Below are 19,920 nucleotides of genomic sequence, written 5' to 3'. Positions count from 1 at the left end.
CTTGGCTAGGGGCCGGTGAGGCCGCCGCCCAGCGGCGCGGCGGCGAACGCCTCCTCGAGGACGTCGGGGGTCGGCGCGACGACCCGGCCGCTCCGCAGGTACACGAGCCGCGGCCGCGGCCGCACGCCCAGGGCGCGCTCCGCGGCCCTAGCGTAGTGGGCGAGCTGCAGGTAGTACCGCTCAGGAACGACCTGCCGGTCGGTCTTGTAATCGTCCAGGTACCACTCGTCCCCGACCCGGTAGAGCCGGTCGAGGACGCCCTCCCACACGGTCTCGTCGTAGCGCACGGCCAAGGGGAGCTCCGCGCGGTCGACCCCCCTCGCGCCGAGCGCGGGGAGCGCCTCGCCCACCAGCCGCCAGTAGGCACCGAGCAGCTCGATGACCTCGCCCACGAGCCGGGCGCGCTGCTCGTCGGTGAACGGGAAGAGCACTTCCTGGGCGAGCAGCGTGCGCTCGGTGTCCGCGTCATCGGGGCGCCAGTCCTGGCCGATGGCGTAATGCACGAGGGTCCCGAGCGCCCGGCCCCACCCGACCCGGCCGGCCTCGAGCTCGCCCGCCACGGCCGCTCGCTCCGGGAACGAGAGGCCGCTCCCGACTAACGGTAGGTCGCTCCCCGTGAACGACAGGTCCCTCTCGGCGAACGCCAGGGCCATCTCGTTCGCCGAGAGGGGCTCCTCCATGGCGAGCCCGTCGGACTCGTCGCCAGGGACGCGTCCCGCGGCCCCCACCCCCGCCTGGTCCGGTCCGCCGCGCAAGCGCGCGAGCGCGGTCGGGCTCATCACGGGCGGCAGCCACGGGCGCGGGTAGCGCTCGGACAGCCACGCCGCCGGCTCCGCGGCGCCCTCGACCGCGTCCGCCACGGTGGACACCGCGATCTCGCCGCCCGCCTCCGGGCCGGGGGAGTACGGATGCCGCTCGACGCGTACCCCTTCCACCGCGCCGGCGGCCTCCAACCCGAGGTCGAGGAGCGCGGCGAGCCACGGGCCGGGGCGCCGTGCCTGGCTGCCGGTCAAGACCAGGACGTCGCGGGACCGGCTCGCCGCCACGTAGAGGAGGCGGTAGCCTTCCTGCTCCGCTCGCCGCGCCGCGGCCGCCTGGGCCTCCTCGAAGCCCGGCTCCCCCGCCAGGCGCACGGCGCCCGCGCCGGGCTCCACCAGGAGCGGCTCACCGCGATCGCCGCGCCATGCGCCCGTGTCGAACACGGCGGCCAGGCGGAACTCGAGGCCCTTGGAAGCGTGGATGGTGAGCAGCCGCACACCGCCACCGCTCTGCGGCACGTCGCCGGCGTCGCCCAGCCTGGCGAGGAGGTCGAGGCGGTCGAGGAACAGGGCCACGTCGCGCGGCGCCTGGCCGGCCACCTCGAAGAGCAACGCGTCGACGTTCTCGCGGCCGCGCCTGGGCAGGTACTCCTGGAACCGTCTGCCATCCAGGATCGGCTCGCGCAGGAGGCCGGTCACCGCCACCAGGGGGGTGGCGCGCGCCAGCTCCGTCATGCGCTCGATGCGCCGCGCCACTGCGGGCCAGCGCTCGCCGATGCGGGGGAGGCGCTCTCGGGGCTCCGAGCGCGCGACGTCGGCCAGCTCGTGGAGCTCGAGACCGGCGAAGGGTCCGCGGAGGAACGGCAGCAGCCCGGAGCCCTCCGGGTCGATGCCGACGGACAGGGCGTGGTAAACGTCGCGGATCTCGCTGCGCTCGTAGTAGCCGCGCCCTTGGAGGATCACGCCCGGAACGCCCTTGGCGCGCAAGGCCACGGCCACGCGCGCCAACGCGGTATGCCCGCGCGCGATGACGGCCATCTCCTCGAAGGCGATCCCCGCGGCGTGGTGGCGGAGCAGCCGCTCGGCGAGGAGCTCGGCCTCCCGGTCGCGCAGTCGGTCGAGAGGCGCCTCGCCTTCCACGACGATGAGCTCGACGCTGCCGAGCACCCGTGCCTGGCCACCCGCGGCCGCGACGGCCGGGGCCTCGCGCTCCGTGAAGCCCTGCTCACGCCGCGCGAGGGCGGTGGTGAGGCGGTTGAGGAACGCCACGGGCGCTTGGGCGTGGCGCCTGCTCTCGCGCAGCGGCTGCTGCACCTCACCGTGCGCCTCCGCGGCTGCCAGGGCCCGGCGGAAGACCGCCACGTCGGCGTTGCGGAAGCCGTAGATGGACTGCTTCGGGTCGCCGACCAACTCGAGCTTGGCGCCGGCGGCAGCCAGGCGCTCGAAGAACTCGCCTTGGAGCGGGTTGACGTCCTGGTACTCGTCGACGAGGACGCGTGGGAAGCGCTCGACGAGGCGCAGGCGCGCCGGCTCCCGCTCCAGCAGCGTGATGGCGCGGCGCTCGACCTCGCCAGGCGCGAGGCTGGTGGCGCCGAGGCGCGCGTCGTAAGCGACGAGGGCGGCTCGGTAGAGCCGCGCGAGGGCGGCCTCCCTCTCCGTGGCGCCGAAGGTCAACTCGGGTGCGAGGGAGCGCTTCCCGAAGAGCCGCGTCAGGAGCTCCATGGCCTCGGCGCCGAGCGCCGCGGCCGCTGCGTGGAGAGGGTGCGCCTCGTCCTGCGCCAGCATGAGGATGCCGGCGCACTCCTCCTCGAAGATGGCCGCCGCCTCCCACTCGCCCAGGAGCCCGAAACCCGGGTCGAGGCCGAGGCTCGGAGCGTTCAGGCGCAGGGCCTCGATCATGAAGCCGTGGATGGTGCTGACGACGGCGCCGCCCAGCTCGGCCCTGGCCCGTTCGAAGACCGCCGCGCCCGCGGTGGGCGTGAAGAGCCCGCCGAGGTACGCACCCTCGTCGAGGACCTCGGCGAGGCCGGCCGCAACGCGTTGCCGCAGCTCGCCGGCGGCTGCGCGCGTGAAGGTCACGCCGGCGATGCGGTTCAAGGGGACGGCGGCGTCGACCAGCTCGAGGTAGCGGAGCACGAGCGATGTCGTCTTGCCCGTGCCGGCCGAAGCGACCCGTACCCTCACCGCACGCCCTCCCGGCAGAGGTCGAAGACTGGGCAAGTACGGCACACGAAGCCGGGGCTGGGCCGGACCTCGCCGCGCTCGAAGGCTGGGAGCGTCTCCTCCACCAGGCGGCGGCGGTCGACGACGCGCCGCCACTCCGGCCGCACGCCGCGCGGCGCCAGGTCGATGGGCTCCCCCCCGATCGGCCACAAGACGATGTGGGCCTCCGAGACCTGGAAGGACGGCTGCGCGAACAGCGCCCCAACGGCCCAGTACTCCGTCCAGCGGTCGCGCATGGCCTGCTCGGCGCTCCCGGCATCCCACGCGTCGCCCCAGGCGACGAAGCGGTAGATCGTCACGTTCCTACCGCCGTCCTGGAGCTCCTGTCGCTCCGTGGCGTCGAGCCTGGCGAGCGCGTACCCCCGCCGCCCGCCGAGCGTAACGCCGTACTTGAGGCGGGCGAGGCGCTCGGCATGGCGCCCGAGCCAGCCCGCGTACGCCGGATGATCCACGGCCAGGTCGACGATGCGCTCCGGCGTCAACGGCTCCGGCCCGCTGCGCACGAGGGCGGCGCGCAAGGCGCGCGCCGCGTCGGGCGGCTGTTCGACGCGCACGAGGGTCTCGCCCCAGTAGCGGAACGAGCACTCCCGGTAACGCCTCAAGCTCTCGACGTAGGGCTCGCCGAGGGCAACGGCGCTCAGGTCCGCCGTGAAGCGGGCGCCGGCGCCCAGCTCGACCGGGCTGCCTACCGGCACGGCCGGGAGGCCAGCCGGCACCCCCACCCCCATCAGGGCGGCGTCCGGCACGAACCGGCCGCCCTGGTCGCCGTGCGGCGCCGTGATCACGAGCCGGTCGGCGCGCTGCAAGAGCTCGGCGGCCACCTCCGGGCCTCGGCCCTGGAAGCGCCGCGGCAGGCCAAGGCGCTCGAAGGAGTCGCTCAGCTCGGAGCGGCGCTCCTCGGGCAGGAAATAGTCCTCCCGCTCGCCCGCGCCGTACGCCCCCTCGACGGCGCCGAGCAGGTAGGCCTTGCGGTAGCGCCGGCCGGAGGCGAGCGTGGCGTCGAGCAACGCCACACCCGCCGGCTCGCGCCGCGCTTCACGCGCGTCACGCAGCAGCGCCGCCCACCAGGCCCTGAAGCCGGGCCCTGAGCCGAGGCGCGCCGCCTCCTGCGCCTTGGCCAGCGCGTTGGCGGCGAAGGTGGGCGCCGCTCCCGGCACCGCCTCCTCGATGAGGCCACGCGCCCACGCGACCGGGTCGGAGCCGACCTCGAGCCGCCCCCGCCACCTCCGCCAGACCCCGTCCAACTCGTGAAGACGCGCGAGCTCGGTGACGGCGTCGTTGCCCGCGACCCCCGCCTCGAGCACCAGGCGCCCGAGCGGCACGAGCTCGGGAACGGCCAGCAGGCGCGAGGCGGTCGGAAGCTCCGGGAGCTCCAGGAGGTCTACGAGCGCCCGGCCCGGCCCCGCGTCGGCCAGCGCAAGCGGGGACTCGTCCATCAGTGGCACCCCGTACTCCTCGGCGAGGACCGTGAGCGCCCGCGCCCGCTCGGGCGGTGCGATGACCGCGAGGTCGAGGGGCCGGAAGCCGCCCTCGAAGAGGTCGCGCTTGAGCGAACTCATGACCCATCTCGCCTCTGTGACCGGGTTCGGGGCGACGTAACGTTCCACGACCGCGCCGGAGCGCGCCGGCAGCTCCTCGTCCGCTTCCAGGCCGGGCGGGAGGGCCGGCAACGTGAGGCGCACTGCGACATGCTTGGCGAGCCCGCGGAGGAAGCGCAGCTCGAGCGGGCCGACCTCACGCAGGCCGTCCACGATGACTAGATCGGCCCCGACCGCGCACTGCTCACGACCAACGAGGTCGACCGCGGCGCTGCGGGCGTCGTCGTAGTCCCACACGCCGCGCATGCCCGCCTGGTAGGCGCGGTAGACGGCGGCGAACCGCCGCTGCTCGCCGTCGACGGCGAGGCGCTCGTAGGCCTCCGCATCGACCGCGAAGCGCTTGGCCTCGGCTATGGCAGCGGCGAAGAGCCGCGCCTCGCCCGGCGTTGGCAGGGCGTGCCCGACCGCGTGAAGCGCCTCGACGACGCGCACGAGCCGCGCGCTGCCCACCACGAGCGGCAGGATCGCGGTCGCCTGCGTCAGCAGCCGGTAGTAGAGCTGCTGGGCGCTCATGAACTCGAAGCCGAGGGCCGCGTAACCGTTGGCCGTGAGCCGGTGCAGGACGTGGGCGCGCTGCGCGGGCAGCCCCACCCACCAGACCCGCTTGCCTGCGTCGCACGCCGCCCTGGCGGCCGCGAGCATGCGCTCCGTGCGACCCGAGCCGGGTGGGCCGACCGTGACGGCTAGCTTCACCCGGGCATCATACGAGCAGCCTGCGACGCGTCCTGACGCGCCCCCGACGCGCTAGGCGTGGTGGGGAGCGATGAGCCCGCCGGGGCCGCCGGGTCCGACTTGCGGCTAGAAGAGGGGGCGCTCCCAGGGGATGGAGGCGATGACGACGATGAACGCAAGCGTGTAGAAGATGGCGGCCTGCAGCGGAGAGTCCTTGCGCTTCGCGCGCGCCGCCCCGATATGCACGAGCACCGCTGCGATCAGCATGCCGACCAGGTGCTCCGCGACGAAGAAGCGCAGGTCGGGGTTCTTCATGGCGGCGCCCATGTTCTTGAACGCGCCGGTCGTGAGGGGGCTCAGGACCGCGTACAGGAGGATGCCGACGAGGACCTGCAGGTCGAAGAGGCCCGTGAAGAGCCGGCCGAGGTTGACCTGCGGCGGCGTCCAGCGCCCGCGCGAGGCCGCGCCCGACCAGGCGAGCACCAGGGCGGCCAGGCCGACCAGGAGCAACGCCCAGCGCAGGTAGTTATGTAGTGTCAGTACGAAGTCGTACATGAGTTCCTCCGAGAAGTCCTGTCGGACGGCCTGGCAGCGGCGCCCGGCGCGGTCTGCGACACGTGTGCCACGCTCGTTCGCGCTTCTGCGATAGAAGGGCGCCGGCCGGCGACGGACTCAAGCATCGGCCACCCTTGGCCGGGTGTCAACTCGGGTGAGGCCATCGGTTACGCTGCCTGATCGTTCATCACGGTGGCGTCACGACGCTCCCGGAGGACCGGGCGTTCGAGGAGACCCCATGACCAAGACCGCTTCCGACCGTGTTGCCGAAGCGCCTACGGCCGGCTACGACCGGCTGGGCGAGTTCCACGACCTGTTCGTCGCCGCGGCCCGCCGGCGCCTTCGTCCGGCGCTGGCGGCCGCGTTCGGTGGCCTTCGGCCGGACGCCGTCGTGCTCGACCTCGGTGCCGGCACGGGGCTCGGCGTGCGCCAGCTCGCTCAGGCCACGCGGGCGCGGGTCGTCGCGGTGGAGCCGTCGGTGACGATGCGGGCCGTGCTCCCCGCCAGGCTAGCGGACGACCCCGAGTTGACGAGCAGGGTCACGGTCGTCGCCGGGTCCGTGCCCGACGCGTTCGACGAGCTGCCGGAGGAGGTGGCTGGGTTCGTGTGCGCGCACATGCTCGGCCATGTGAGCCCCGCCGACCGCGCGCTGACCTTCTCCGCGCTGGCGGCGCGCCTCGCGGGCGGCGGGGTCGGGGTCGTCACCGTGAACGCGACGGCGGAGCCACGGTCCGAGGCGGTCGTGGAGGAGCGCCGGATCGGCGTGCACCGTTACATCGCCCGCTACCTGCCCGCCGGGGCGGACGGGCGGCCGAGCAGCGAGTACGAGGTGCGCGACGCCGACGGGCGGCTACTGCGCGCGGAGCGCTTCCCCGGCCACTGGACGCCCATCACCCCAGAGGGGTTGCGCGCCGAGCTCGTCCCTGCCGGGTGGCGTGTCACCACTCACGACCACGCGGCGACGGTGCTCATGCTCAGCCGCGAGCCCGGCCGGGGGCGGTGAGACGGGTCTCGCGCGGGGCGGCGGTGGCGCCACGGCCGAACCGCGGCTAACGGCCGCTAGCGAGCTCGCCGCCCAGCTCCTCGGCGGTGCCCACAGGCAGCCGGCAGACGCCCGCGCGGCACACGTAGGCCCGCGGCGGGCCGCCGGCCAGGGCGCCGAGGCGCCCTTCCAGGAGCGGGAGGCGCAGGAGCTCCGCCGGCGAGCTCCGCTCTACGGCCAGGACCAGCAGCCCCGGGTCGACGACGGCTTCCAGCGCGTCGCGCAGGCCCGCCAACTCCGCGCGCGACCCGCCTACGATCACGACCTCGCGCTGCTCGCCGGACTGGAGGCGCGCGAGCCGCGCGCTCGACGCCAAAGCTTGAGGCGCCTCCGCAGCCGCGGCGGCGGTCCCGGCCACGGCGGCCTCGGAGAGCGCCAAGGCCGCCGCAGCGTCGCGGTAGCGCGCCGCCCACCACGTGAGCTCCGCGGCGGCCGCGTTCTCGCTCGGGGTGGCGCCGTCCAGGAACCCCTTGGGGCGCGCGATCAGCCGCGCGTCGCCCTCGGCAACGCTGAAGAAGCCGACGCCGGAGCCGTCCGCGAAACGTGCCGCGACGGCGTCAGCCAGCTCCAGCGCCCAGGCGAGCTGGCGCCCGTCGAGCGTGGCGCGGTGCAGGGCGACGAGGCCGAGGCCCAGGTAGGCGTAGTCCTCGAGCAGCCCCTCGACGCGGCGCTCGCCGGCGCACGACGAGTGCCAGAGGCGCCCGTCGACCCACAGGCGCTCCCTGATCGCGTCCGCCGCCCTGGCCGCCACCGAGGCGAGGCGCCGCTCCCCGAGCGCCACCGACGCGTCGGCCAGGGCACCGATGGCCAGGCCGTTCCAGGAAGCGAGGACCTTGTCGTCCGTGGCCGGCTTGGGCCGGAGCGCGCGGCGGGCGAGCAGCCGTTCGCGCGCGCCTTCCAGCAGACGCTCGACTCCCACCGCGTCCGTGGTGGTCGCCGCGTCTGTCGTGGTCGCCGCGGCCACCGCCGCCACGCTCGCGGCGCAGCGCGGCACGTCGCCTAGTGGGGCGCCGACTACGTGCCGGCCACCGGTCCCGCCCCAACCGATGCCGTAGCGCTGCGCCGCGAGCCGCGCGACCTCGCCCCCCAGGGCGTCGTCGAGCTCGGCGCGGGTCCAGACGTAGTACTTCCCTTCCTCCCCTTCGGACTCGGCGTCGAGCGCGCTATAGAAGGCGCCGTCCTCCGCCGTCAGGTCGCGCTCCAGCCAGGCGACCGTTGCGAGCGCGACCCGCCGGTACCGCTCCTCGCCCGTGAGTCGGAAGGCGCCGGCGTAGGCGCGAACGAACGCCGCGTTGTCGTAGAGCATCTTCTCGAAGTGCGGGACGCGCCAGCCGGCGTCGACCGAGTAGCGGAAGAAGCCCCCGCCCAACTGGTCGAAGATGCCGCCTGCCGCCATCGCGTCGAGGGCGCGCAACGCCACGCCCCTGCCGGCGTCGTCACCGGCCTCGAGGAGCAAGCGGAGCGCTTCGTGAAGGGGAAACTTCGGGGCGCCGCCGAAGCCGCCGTTCTCGGCGTCCTCCATGGCGACGAGCCGAGCCACGGCCGCCCGCGCCACCTCGGCGCCATCAGCCTCCCCCGGTGCGAACCCGGGAGCCTCTAGGCGCCTCAGCGCGGTCCCCAGGTCGGCGGCGGCGGCGAGCACGTCCGCGCGCCTGTCGCGCCAAGCAGCGGCGAGCGAGGCGAGCACCCGCCGGAAGGACGGCATGCCGGGGCGGTCTTCCGGCGGGAAGTACGTGCCGCCGTAGAAGGGCTCGCCGCTCGGCGTGACGATCACCGTGAGGGGCCAGCCGCCGCTCCCCGTCATGGCCTGGACGGCCGCCATGTAGACGGCGTCGACGTCCGGTCGCTCCTCCCTGTCCACCTTGACGTTCACGAACTCGCGGTTCATGACCTCCGCCACCGCTGGGTCGCGGAACGACTCCCGCGCCATGACATGACACCAGTGGCAGGAGGAGTAACCGATGGACAGGAGCATGGGCTTGTCCAGCGCCCGCGCGTCCTCGAAGGCGGCGGCGCCCCACGGGTACCAGTCGACCGGGTCGTGCGCGTGCTGGCGCAGGTACGGGCTCGGCTCGCCTGCCAGACGGTTGCGGCTGCTCATGGGGCGAGCCTAACGCCGCCGACCCCGAGCGAGCGAGCAGGACGCCGGCGCTCCGGCCGCGGTCGCGGGTCCCAAACGCTTGGCGGCGGCGCGCCCCTTATGTTGGGGGACACGCCGCCGCCGTTTGGCGCGCGCCGGGGTCCGCGACGCAACGGGAAGGGGAAGGCCAATGCGCCTCGCCTCCAGCGCGCATGATCAAGCTACCGTCGGGCCGCTGACGAGCCTCTTACACCGCCCTGCCCGCGCTCGTCATCACGAACTTGGAACGTGGGCGGGGCGCGGAATCAGAAGGCGGGCAGGTTCTCCGGGTAGGTGAGCACGGCGGCGCCGTCGATGATGCCGTTCAGGAGGGCGTCAGCGGCGGTGGACACGACGAGCTCGCGAGCCGACCCCTCGACCTCGCCGAGCGGCCTGACGCGCGCGGGCGTGTGGTCGTAGACGAGGACGAGGTGGTAGCCGAACTGGGTCTGTACGGGCCCGACGCTCTCGCCGACCGGCGCGGCCACCACCGCGGCCTCGAACTCCGGCACCATGGCGCCGAGCCCGAAGCAGCCGAGGTCGCCGCCACGGCTCTTGGTGCCGTCCGTGCCGAACTCGGCGGCCAGCTCCCCGAAGTCGGAGCCGAGCGCGAGCCTGGTGAGCAGGTCGCGAGCGGTGGCCTCCTCCGGTACGAGGATGTGCTTGGCGCAGTACTGCTCGGGCTGCGTGAAGCGCGTGCGCTCGGCCAGGTAGCGCACCCGCACCTGGTCGTCGGTCACGCCGGCGGCGGCCTCGTCGTGGACGGCGGTGAGGAGCTGCTGGATGAGGTCGGACTCCTCGATCATCGAGACGAGGGCCGCCTCACCAGGGAAGCCGGCCTGGCGGACGACCGCGTCGAACTCCTCGCCCTCGGCGAGGCCGGCCTTGACGCTCTCCAGGGTCGACTCGAGCTTGTCGGCGTCCGGCGTGAGGCCGCGGCGCCGCGCCTCGGCCACGAGCGCGACTTCCTGCGTCCGCTGGTCGAGGTAGTAGGGGATCAGGCTCCAAAGGCTCGCCGCGAACTCCTCGCTGTACGGTTGGCCTTGCTGGGCGGCGACGCCGCGAAGCGTAACGCCGAAGCGCCAGGCGAAGTCGCTGGCGCGCTCTTCGTAGGCGCCGAGGCGCAGGACGACCGGGTCGGTGGGGGCGGCGCCGGCTTCGGTCCCGGTCTGGGCGAACGCTCCGGAGAGGAGGAGGGACGTCGCTAGGAGCGCAAGGGTTTTGAGTGCGCGGCGGGAGGCCGGGAGTCGAGTCATGGCAGGCAGGCTAACACCTGCGCCTCACCCGTATGGCTCGCCCGACCGGCCCGCAGACCGGCCCCGGCGGCGGCACGCCTGCGCCTAGGCGAGGGCAGGGTGTCGACCCGCGCCGCGGTCGGCCTAGGCCGTGTCTTGACCGAGGCCTTTGAGCTCCTCGTACAGGCGCCTCTGCTCCGCGCTCAACTGCTCCGGCACGCCGACGCGCACCTCGGCGAACTCGTCGCCGCGGCCGTCGGCCGTCGGCCAGCCCTGGCCGCGCAGCCGCAGGACCCGCCCGCTGGATGAGCCGGCGGGCAAGGTCATGTCGACCTCGCCGTCGAGGGTCGGCACCCTGACGGTGCCGCCCAAGGCCGCCAGGTAGTCGGGGACGCGGAGCTTGACGCGCACGGAGTCGCCTTCGACCGTGAAGGTCGGGCTGGGCAGGTGACGCACGTGCAAGATGAGATCGCCTCCGCCGGGGGCCTGCCCGCGGAGCCTCAACTTGGCGCCGTCACGCGTGCCCTTCGGGATGGTGACCTCGAGGCTCTTGTCCCCGACGCGGATGGAGGTCGGACCGCCGCGGTAGGCGTCCAACACGCCGACGTCGAGGCGCGCCTCGACGTTCTGTGGCCGGGGCGACCCGAAGTCGAACGGGTCGCTCCTGACGGAGCGGCCGCCGAAGTCGCTCGAGTACACGGCGTGGCCGCCGGCGCCGCCGAAACCGCCCGCGCCACCGAAGAGCGACTGGAAGAAGTCGGAGAAGCCTGCGAACTCCTCCGGGGACGCTTCGCGGAACCGCGCGCCGCCGTACTGCTGGCCGGCCTGCTCGAAGGGCGGTGGGGAGCCAGTGCCGTACTGGTCGTAGAACTTGCGCTTCTCCTCGTCGGAGAGGACCGTGTAGGCCTCGTTGATCTCCTTGAAGCGCTCCTCCGCGCCCTTGTCGCCCGGGTTGCGGTCCGGGTGATGCTTGGCCGCGAGCTTGCGGAAAGCGCGACGGATCTCCTCCAGCCCGGCGTCCTTGGCGACACCCAACGTCTTGTAGTAGTCCTTGAAGGCTGCCACGTCGTCTCCTAGGCGCCGGGGGCTCGAGCGGTCGCCCGCGGTGCTCTTCCAGCCCCCGTCACGCCGCCGCTCGCTTCAGTTCTCAGTTCGCGTCGCTGTCGGCCACCACGACGACGCGGGCAACGCGTATCAACCGGTCGCCCTGGAGGAAGCCCGGCTCGAACACCTGGAAGATGGTACCCGGCGTCCGGCCCGGGCCGGACGGAACGGTGCTCAACGCCTCGTGCACCTGCGGGTCGAACTCCTCGCCGACGGTCCCCGTGCGCCTGATGCCCAAGTGGGCGAGTTGCCGCTCGAGGTTCTCCTTGACGAGCTTCACGCCCGCGACGATGCCGCCCTCGTCCTCGGTCGAGGCCGCGGCGGCGAGGGCGCGTTCCAGGTCGTCATACACCGCCAGCACCGGCATGATGGTCTCGTCCTTGCCCTGATCGCGGGCCTGCTGGAGCTCGCCTTGCTGGCGACGGCGCATCGTCTCCATCTCGGCCCGGTACCTGAGCGCACGGTCCTTGGCCTCCACGAGCTCCTGCTCCAGTGCCGCGGTCTTCTCGCGGACGCGTCTCAGCTCGGTGCGTAGTATGTCGGCCTCCGTGTCCTGGGCATCCGCCTGCGTGGTCTCTTGGCTTTCCCGGTCCGAGGACGCTTGCTCCCAACCGGCCGTGCTCGTGCGTTCGTCCTGATCGGTTCTCATGCTGGATCGCCGTTCCTCATGTCACTGCTCCTCTCGTCGAACCTCGTCCTTCGGGGGAACGCGTCGCCGGCCGCTCATGACGTTAACGGCGAGGCCTGGCCGCGTGCAGATGACCAGGCCTCGCTCGACCGGCGGCATGCGCCTCGCGCCTCAACCGGCGGGCTTGAACTCCGCGTCGATGACGTCGTCGCCGGCAGGCCCCTGGTCGTCTCCCGACGGACCCGCGTCCGGCTGGGACGCGCCGCCCTGGGCTGCCTGGGCGAAGGCTTGCAGCTTGTCGCCGAGGTCGCGGCCGATGCTCTCCAGGCGCTCCTTGGTGGTGAGCTCGGAGCCGAGCGCCTGCTGCGCCTCGGCGATGAGGTCCTCGACGGGCTTCTTCTGCTCCGGCGTGGCGCTGGTGGCCTCCTCGAGCGTCTTGCTCGCCGTCAGCCTGAGGCCGTCGAGTTGGTTCTTGGCCTCGGCCAGCTCCTTCGCCTTGAGGTCGGCCTCGGCGTTGGCGGCGGCGTCCTTGACCATCCGCTCCACCTCGTCCTCGCTCAGGGTCGTGGTGTTCTGGATGGTGATGCTGGCTTCCTTGCCGGTGGACTTCTCCTTGGCCGTGACGTGCAGGATGCCGTTGGCGTCGAGGTCGTAAGTTACCTCGATCTGCGGCATGCCGGCCGGCATGGGCGGGATGCCCTCGAGGTTGAAGCGGCCGAGCGACTTGTTGGCGCTCGCCATGGACCGCTCACCCTGCAGCACGTGGATGGGCGCGGTCGTCTGGTTATGGTCGGCGGTCGAGAAGGTCTCGGACTTGCGCACGGGGACCGTCGTGTTGCGGTCGATCAGCTTGGTGAACACGCCGCCCTTCGTCTCGATGCCGAGGCTCAGGGGGGTGACGTCGAGGAGCACGATGTCGTCGACGGTGCCGGTGAGCACGCCCGCCTGCACGGCGGCGCCGAGGGCCACGACCTCGTCGGGGTTGACGGACTGGTTCGGCTCCTTGCCGAGGATGTCCTTGACGATCTTCTTGACGGCCGGGACGCGCGTGGAACCGCCCACGAGGATGACCTCGTCGATGTCTGACGCCTTCAGCTTCGCGTCGGCCAGCGCCTGCTCGAGCGGCCCGCGCACGCGCTTGAGCAGCGGGGCGATGAGCTCCTCGAAGCGGGAGCGGGTCAGCTTGGCCTCCAGGTAGAGAGGCGCGTTGGAGGCGGGGTCCATGGCGATGAAGGGTAGGGAGATGGTCGTCTCGGGCAGCCCGGAGAGCTCGATCTTGGCCTTCTCGGCCGCCTCGATGAGCCGCTGCAGGGCCTGCTTGTCCTTGCGCAGGTCGACGTTGTACTCCTTCTGGAAGTCGTCGGCCAGCCACTGGACGATGGCGTAGTCCATGTCGGAGCCGCCCAGGTGCGTGTCGCCGCTGGTCGAGCGGACCTCGAACACGCCGTCGCCGACCTCGAGGACGGAGACGTCGAACGTGCCGCCGCCCAGGTCGAAGACGAGGACCGTCTCGTTGCCCTTCTTCTCGAGGCCGTACGCGAGGGCCGCCGCCGTGGGCTCGTTGACGATGCGCAGCACCTCGAGCCCGGCGATCCGGCCGGCGTTCTGGGTGGCCTCGCGCTGGGAGTTGTTGAAGTACGCCGGCACGGTGATCACGGCCTTGGTGATGGGCGACCCGAGGCGTTCGCTCGCGTCGGCGACGAGCTTGCGCAGGATCATCGCCGAGATCTCCTCCGGCGTGTACTGCTTGCCCTCGACGACGAAGCGCACACCGCCGTCGTCGCCACGCACGACCTCGTACGGGGCGCGTTCGGCCTCGTTCTTGACCTCGTCCCACGTGCGACCGATGTAACGCTTGATCTCGAAGAGCGTGCCCTTGGGGTTGAGCACGGCCTGGCGCTTGGCCACTTGGCCGACGAGGCGCTGCTCGCCCTTGAAAGCCACGACGGACGGCGTGGTGCGGCTGCCTTCCGCGTTCACGAGCACCACGGGCTCGCTGCCTTCCATGACCGCGATGACGCTGTTGGTCGTTCCGAGGTCTATGCCTACGGCTTTTGCCATGTTGTAGAGCTCCTCACTTGGCTGGGAATCGTCTCGACCGGCTCATGCCCTCGCCCCGAGCATGCAAGCTCGAGTGCGCGGACAGGCGTGAACCCGTCACTGACGGGGAGTATATCCAGCATGGCGATGTCGTGTCAAGAGATGTGAGTGTACTTATATCAACTTTCCCGCCGCGAGCCTCGCCCGGCCACGCTACCGGCGTTCAGGCGCCCGGCGCGCGGTCGTACCAGCGCATGCCGAACTGCACGGCCGCCGGCCGACCGGCCGACCCGTCCCGTACGAACCGGCCGCTGTCCCACGGCCCGGTCTCGTCCACTACGACGAACTCGCCGTCCCGCAACAGCTCGATGACCCCGATGTCCGTGGCGTTCTCGCCGGAGAGCGCGCGCAGGCCGGAGCCGTCGCGCACCAGCTCGAGCCGCCCCCACGGCTCGCCCGACTCGAAGACGCCGGCCATGAGCGCCGCCTCGTCGTCGGTCGGCGGGGTGCCGTGCGCGAACGGGGGCGCGCCGAGCGGCAGGCCCAGGTAGGCGTTCACGGCCGCGTACCACAGGCGCTTCACCGGCACCTCGTCGAGGTTGGCCAGCACCGCCACGCCGAGGTCCAGCTCCGGCACCGTGCCGACGTGCGACGAGATGCCCTTGAGCGACCCGCCGTGGCGCCTCAGGGTCAGGCCGTTGAAGCGCTCGCGCAACATCCAGCCGAGACCGTAGCCCGTTAGGTGCTCGGCCCACGCGCGCGAGCGCCACAGCTCGCCGAGCGCCTCCGGGGCGACGGCGAGGCGGCCGGGCTCCGGCCTGAGCAGGTAGCGCAAGTAGGTGCCCAAGTCCCTGGCGCTCGCCTTCAGGAAGCCCGTGGCGAGGTAGGCGGGCGCCTCCTCCCACTGGGGCGAGTGGATGACTTCCCCGCCTGGCGTGCTCGTGTACAGCTCCGTGAGCCTGCCCGTCGCCCGCGCGCCGGCGGTGTCGAACCGCGCGCTCAGACCCAGCGGGGCGAGCACCTCCCGGCTCACGACCGCCGGGTACGCGTCGCCGGTGGCGGCCTCGATTACGGCGCCGAGGAGCCCGTAGCCGTCGTTCGAGTAGCTCACCACGCTCCCCGGGGCGGCCAGGGCCGGCCGCGTCTCGGACGCCAGGTAGGCGACGAGGGCGGGGTAGTCGTCAACCCGCGGGGCACCCGTGTAATCGCGCGCGTTGAAGGCCTCGGACGGGTCGCCGACCTGGCTCGGGTAGATGGCGTAGTCGAGGCCGCGCACGGGCGGGAGCCCGCTCGTATGGCTCGCGAGGTGCCAGATGCGCACCGGCGCCTCCGGCGTGAGCCCCGGGTAGGCGAACCCCGGCAGGTAGCGCGTGACGGGGTCCTCCAGGCTCAGCACGCCCCGCGCCTCGAGGGCGAGGAGCGTGAGCGCCGTGAACGCCTTCGTGACGGACGCCAGGCCGAAGAGCGTGTCCATGTCGGCCGCGGCGGCGGCTTCGCGGTCGCGGTGGCCGAAGGCCCGGCCGTAGGCGGTCTCGCCGCCGCGCACGATGGTGACGGCCGCCCCGGGCACCTTGTGCCGGGCCATGAACTCCTCGGCGAAGGCGTGGAAGCGTTCCAGCCAGCCGGCCGCCGGTTCGGTCACCTGTCCCATGTCAGCGTCCCTCCTCGACGGCCAAGGCGTCGCGGACGGCGTCGCCGAGGAAGTTGAAACCTAGCACCACGAGCATGATCACGGCGCCCGGGAACACCGAGTACCACCAGGCGTTGAAGATGTACTGCTGGCCGCGGTTGATCATCGTTCCCCAGCTCGCGAGCGGCTCCTGGATACCGAGGCCGAGGAACGAGAGCGTCGCCTCCGAGAGGATGGCGCCCGCGATGCCGAGCGAGCCGATGACGATCATCGAGGCGAGGGCGTTCGGCATGACGTGGCGCAAGATGACGCCGACGTCGCGCAGGCCGAGCGCCTTGGCGGCCACCACGTACTCCCGCTCCCTCACCCGCAGCACCTCGGAGCGCATGACGCGCGCCTCCCCCGGCCAACTTATGAGCCCGAGCGCCAGGAAGATCGTGGTGGCGCTCGAGCCGAAGATCGCGACGACCACGATGAGGAAGAGCAGGCCGGGTATCGCGAAGAACACGTCGGTTATCCGCATGATGAGGTTGTCGACCCACCCGCCGAAGAAGCCGGCGGCCGCGCCCAACGTGATGCCGACGAGGAGCGCGATCCCCTCGGCGATTATCCCGATGCTCATGCTGATGCGGGCGCCGTAGACGATGCGGGAGAAGAGGTCGCGGCCGAGCTCGTCCGTGCCGAACCAGAACTGGCCGCTCGGCGGCACGAGCCTGGCGGTGGCGATGCGCTGCGTCGTCGGGTCGTATGGGGCGATCTGCGGGGCGAAGACGGCGACGAGGGTGAACACGAGGATGATCACGAGCCCGATCAGGCCCAGACGGTGCCTGGAGAAGGCGCGCAGGCGGCGGAAGCGCGAGGCGCGCCCGGCGCTCGTCGCGGCGGTGTTGGAGGCGCTCATGCGTACCGGATCTGCGGGTTGATGACCGCGTAGAAGATATCGACGACGATGTTGACCGCCACGAAGAGCAGCGCCCCGAACACGAGGGTGCCGATGATGACGGGGGCGTCGCGGCGCGAGATCGCCGTGACGACGGCGCGGCCGAGGCCCGGCCAGTTGAAGACGGTCTCCGTCACGACGGAACCGCCGAGAAGATAGCCGACGTCGAGACCGATGATGGTCACGACGGGGATCATGGCGTTGCGCAACTCGTGCCTGAAGATGACGCCCGGCTCACCCAAGCCCTTCGAGCGGGCCGTGCGCGAGTAGTCCTTGCGCCGCTCCTCGAGGAGCGAGGAGCGCATGACGCGCGCGATCGTCGCGGAGAGCTGCGTGCCGAGCACGAGGGCGGGCAGGACGAGGTAGAGCGGGCTCCCGCCGCCGTAGCCGGCGACCGGGAAGAGCGCGATGCCGTAGGTGTCCTGCGTCAGGAAGATCTTGGCGAGGACCGCCTGCCAGAACACGGGCATGGCCACGCCGAGCAGCGCGATCAGCATGAGGGTGTGATCGATCCACGTGTACTGGTAGCGCGCGGCCAGGATACCGGAAGGGATGCCGATGAGGATCGCGACGACGAGGGCGGCCGACATGAGCTGCAGGGTTCGGGGGAAGCGGTAACCGATGATGCCCGTCACCTGCTCGTCGAGCACGAAGCTCTTGCCGAGGTCGCCGCTCGCCGTCTTGACGAGGAAGCGGCCGTACTGAACGATCCAGGGGTCGTTGAGCCCGAGCGAGTCGCGCACCCGCTCGATGGTCGCCGGGTCGGCACGCTTGTACTGCTCGCCCATCACGGCCCTGACAGGGTCGCCGGGCATGAGGTACGTCAGCAGGAAGATGATCGTGAAGACGCCGAGGAGCGTGGGGATCGCCCACAGGCCACGGCGAAGAACGTACTGGAACATGCGAGCGCGTCCTCTCGGGCCTCACGGACCGGCGCGCGGCGCGCCCCGTGTCCTTGGACCGAGGCGGGGCGGCCGACCCAACTCCCGCTAGCCGGCCGCCCCGCCTGGTGCAACCGGGTCGCCTCTACCTCGACGGGTGGAGGCGACCCGCGCTCCTTTACTTCTTCTCGATGGTCCAGAGCGGCGAACGGTAGGTGCCGGCCGCGGAGACCTGGAAGTTCTCGATGTTCGGCTTCACCAGGTACGAGACCTTGGAGTAGCCGGAGACGATCCACGGGGCGTCGGCCATGATCAGCTCGTGCGCCTGCAGGTAGATGGCCTCGCGCGCCACGGGGTCGCTCTCGGCCCTGGCGGCGTCGAGGAGGGCGTTCACCTCGGGGACGTCGTACTTCGTGTCGTCGCGACCGTGCGCGAAGAGGAAGTCGAAGACCTCGCTCGGATCGAGGAAGTCGGAGCTCCAGCCGGAGAGGAAGAGCTTGACGTCGGGCTCGCCGACGTGCGACCAGTACGTGCTGTTGTCTTCCTTCTGCAGGTTGATCTGCACGCCGATCTGGGCGAGCATGTCCTGGACCGCGATGTTGGGGGCGTCGGAGGACGAGCCGTAGTAGAAGAGGGTGATCGGCTCGAGGCCTTCGCCGTTCGGGTAGCCGGCCTCGGCGAGGAGCTCCTTGGCCTTCTCGAGGTCGTACGCGTAGCCCTGGACGTTCGCGGCCGGCATGTCGGGCGGGAGGACGCCGAGGTTGCCCGGCACGCGGGCGCCTTCCATCAGGACGTTCCAGAGGAGGTCGCGGTCGATGGCGTAGTTGAAGGCTTGCCGCAGCTTGACGTTGTCGCCGAACGGCGGCTCCGTCATCTTGAAGCCCCAGTAGGCCACGTTCAGGCCGGCGCCCTCATGGTAGTCGGCGGCGAACTCGTTCTTGATCGACTGGAGCTGGCCGTCGGGGAAGCTCACGAGGACGTCGAGGTCGCCCTGGCGGTACATGAGCAGGCCGGTCGTGTCGTCCGGCACGTTCCAGAACGTCACGCCGTCGAGGCTGGGGCGGCCGTCCCAGTAGTCGGGGTTGGCCTTGAGGACGAGCTGGTCGTCGCGCGTCCAGCGGTCGAACATGAAGGCGCCCGTGCCGACGGGCTTGTTGGAGAGGTCGGAGCCGAGCGCGTCGAGCGCTTCCTTGGGGACCACGTAAGCGTTGACGAGGTCGGCGAGGAAGCGGTGGTTGGGGGTGCTGAGCGTGAGGGCGACCGTGTAGTCGTCCACGATCTCGAAGCCGGCCCACTCGTCGGTCTCGCCGGCCAGGACCGCGTCGGAGCCGCTCACGGCCGACACGTACTCGGGGTGCTCCGAGATCGACGTGTCTTCCGTGAGGAAGCGCTGGAGCGACCACAGGACGTCGTCGGCCTTCATCTCGCGGTCGGCGTAGGTCACGCCGGGGGCGGCGTGGAAGAGGACTCCGTGACGGAGGTGGAACGTGTAGGTCAGACCGTCGTCGGAGATGTCCCACGACTCGGCGAGCGCCGGGATGATGTCGCCGCTGTTGCCGTCGAACGTCGTGAGGCCTTCGAGCACGTTGACCAGGATCTGGCGCGTGGCGGTCGTGGTCGAACGCCAGGCATCGAGGTGCTCCGGGTCGGCCTTGATCGGATAGTTCAGCGTACCGGCGGCCGATGCGCTCCCGATGAGGGTGAGCACGGCGGCGGCGATAAGCAGAAGGCGGCGATGTAGCACAGGCTTCTCCTCCCAGGCGCCCGTTTTGGCACGGGCACCGCTTCGTTCCGTCACGGCCGATCCGGCTACCGGGCACCGCTTACGGGGGCAACGGCACTGCAATCCCTGCAGCCGGCGGGACGCCGGCGAGAGACGGACGAAGTGGGCGAAGTGTATCAAAGTGCACAGGCGCGGTAAAGGTCACACTCTTCGGGGAACCTTCACCAGGACGCGAGCTTCGCGCTCGCGGTATCCTCCTCGCGAACCAGCCTCGAGGACCCGGCGCCGCGCTCGAGCGGCGGCGCACGCAGCTCGGGGCAGCGGAGGTCGCATGCTCTTCCTGATCGTGGCTCACGACGGCACAGACGCCGGCGCCAAGGAGCGCCGCGCGGCCGCACGCCCATCTCACCTAGTGAGCGCCAAGGAGCGCTTCGACGCCGGCGGCATGCCCATCGGCGGCGCCATCCTGGACGCCGCCGGCGCGATGATCGGCTCCGCGCTTGTCGTAGAGGCGGCCGACGAAGCCGAGGCGCGCGCCATCGTCGAGAACGACCCGTACACGAAGCAGGGCGTCTGGGTCAGGTACGACGTCTGGCCCTTCAAGCGCGCCTTCTGAGGGCCGGCGCGGACCTTCCGGGGCCGCCTGTCGGCACCCCCGGTAACGCGGAAGAGGGGGGGGGGGGCCCCCCCCGCCCCCCCCCCCCCCCCCCCCGCCCGGCGCCGCCCCCCCCCCCGGCCCCCCCCCCCCCCCCCCCCCGCCCCCCCCCCCCCG

At 72.0% G+C, this 19,920-nt stretch carries 14 protein-coding genes; 2 read left to right on the top strand and 12 right to left on the bottom strand.

Translation table 11 applies throughout. The features are described from left to right. Positions 1–5: 5 nt before the first annotated feature. The 3 genes from M9914_05705 to M9914_05695 all read right to left on the bottom strand — a co-directional run bounded on the left by M9914_05705 (position 6) and on the right by M9914_05695 (position 5,806). Positions 6–2,942, bottom strand: coding sequence for a UvrD-helicase domain-containing protein (locus M9914_05705; GenBank protein ID MCO5173672.1), 2,937 nt, complete (start codon positions 2,940–2,942; stop codon positions 6–8). Beyond that, the gene (locus M9914_05700; protein ID MCO5173671.1) at positions 2,939–5,272 is read right to left on the bottom strand and encodes a hypothetical protein; all 2,334 of its coding nucleotides are present in this window, start codon (positions 5,270–5,272) and stop codon (positions 2,939–2,941) included. The genes M9914_05705 and M9914_05700 overlap by 4 nt, the downstream gene beginning before the upstream one ends. A gap of 105 nt (positions 5,273–5,377) precedes the next feature. Further along, positions 5,378–5,806 carry a hypothetical protein gene (locus M9914_05695; protein MCO5173670.1) on the bottom strand — a complete coding sequence of 143 codons (429 nt, stop codon included), beginning with the start codon at positions 5,804–5,806 and terminating at the stop codon, positions 5,378–5,380. A gap of 238 nt (positions 5,807–6,044) precedes the next feature. Between M9914_05695 and M9914_05690 the strand changes: the two genes are divergently transcribed. After that, positions 6,045–6,809, top strand: coding sequence for a class I SAM-dependent methyltransferase (locus M9914_05690; GenBank protein MCO5173669.1), 765 nt, complete (start codon positions 6,045–6,047; stop codon positions 6,807–6,809). 46 nt (positions 6,810–6,855) lie between these two features. Here the strand turns inward: M9914_05690 and M9914_05685 are convergent, their stop codons facing one another. From M9914_05685 to M9914_05645, 9 genes are all read right to left on the bottom strand, one after another. Beyond that, complete coding sequence (locus tag M9914_05685; protein ID MCO5173668.1) at positions 6,856–8,949, bottom strand: thioredoxin domain-containing protein; 2,094 nt, start codon at positions 8,947–8,949, stop codon at positions 6,856–6,858. Between the two features lie 284 nt (positions 8,950–9,233). Beyond that, complete coding sequence (locus tag M9914_05680; protein ID MCO5173667.1) at positions 9,234–10,223, bottom strand: peptidylprolyl isomerase; 990 nt, start codon at positions 10,221–10,223, stop codon at positions 9,234–9,236. 123 nt (positions 10,224–10,346) lie between these two features. Next, positions 10,347–11,267 carry a DnaJ domain-containing protein gene (locus M9914_05675; GenBank protein ID MCO5173666.1) on the bottom strand — a complete coding sequence of 307 codons (921 nt, stop codon included), beginning with the start codon at positions 11,265–11,267 and terminating at the stop codon, positions 10,347–10,349. 82 nt (positions 11,268–11,349) lie between these two features. Then, the gene (locus M9914_05670) at positions 11,350–11,955 is read right to left on the bottom strand and encodes a nucleotide exchange factor GrpE (protein MCO5173665.1); all 606 of its coding nucleotides are present in this window, start codon (positions 11,953–11,955) and stop codon (positions 11,350–11,352) included. Positions 11,956–12,105: 150 nt separating this feature from the next. Continuing rightward, positions 12,106–13,995, bottom strand: coding sequence for a molecular chaperone DnaK (gene dnaK, locus M9914_05665; GenBank protein MCO5173664.1), 1,890 nt, complete (start codon positions 13,993–13,995; stop codon positions 12,106–12,108). 202 nt (positions 13,996–14,197) lie between these two features. Beyond that, positions 14,198–15,625: a beta-lactamase family protein gene (locus tag M9914_05660; protein ID MCO5173663.1), complete on the bottom strand. Its 1,428-nt coding sequence runs from the start codon at positions 15,623–15,625 to the stop codon at positions 14,198–14,200. 1 nt (position 15,626) lies between these two features. Beyond that, positions 15,627–16,505 carry an ABC transporter permease gene (locus tag M9914_05655; GenBank protein ID MCO5173662.1) on the bottom strand — a complete coding sequence of 293 codons (879 nt, stop codon included), beginning with the start codon at positions 16,503–16,505 and terminating at the stop codon, positions 15,627–15,629. Then, complete coding sequence (locus M9914_05650) at positions 16,502–17,446, bottom strand: ABC transporter permease (GenBank protein MCO5173661.1); 945 nt, start codon at positions 17,444–17,446, stop codon at positions 16,502–16,504. The genes M9914_05655 and M9914_05650 overlap by 4 nt, the downstream gene beginning before the upstream one ends. A gap of 157 nt (positions 17,447–17,603) precedes the next feature. After that, a complete protein-coding gene (locus tag M9914_05645) occupies positions 17,604–19,169 on the bottom strand; it encodes an ABC transporter substrate-binding protein (GenBank protein ID MCO5173660.1) in 1,566 nt (521 codons plus the stop codon). A 310-nt stretch (positions 19,170–19,479) separates the two neighbouring features. Here M9914_05645 and M9914_05640 point away from each other — a divergent pair, with 310 nt between their 5' ends. Continuing rightward, on the top strand, positions 19,480–19,764 hold the full coding sequence (locus M9914_05640; GenBank protein ID MCO5173659.1) for a YciI family protein: 285 nt from the start codon (positions 19,480–19,482) through the stop codon (positions 19,762–19,764). Positions 19,765–19,920: the final 156 nt, after the last annotated feature.

It is taken from the genome of Trueperaceae bacterium (assembly GCA_023954415.1).
Classification (GTDB): domain Bacteria; phylum Deinococcota; class Deinococci; order Deinococcales; family Trueperaceae; genus JAAYYF01.
Note: the sequence above shows the minus strand (reverse complement) of the source record. Positions and strands in the feature narration are given on the sequence as shown.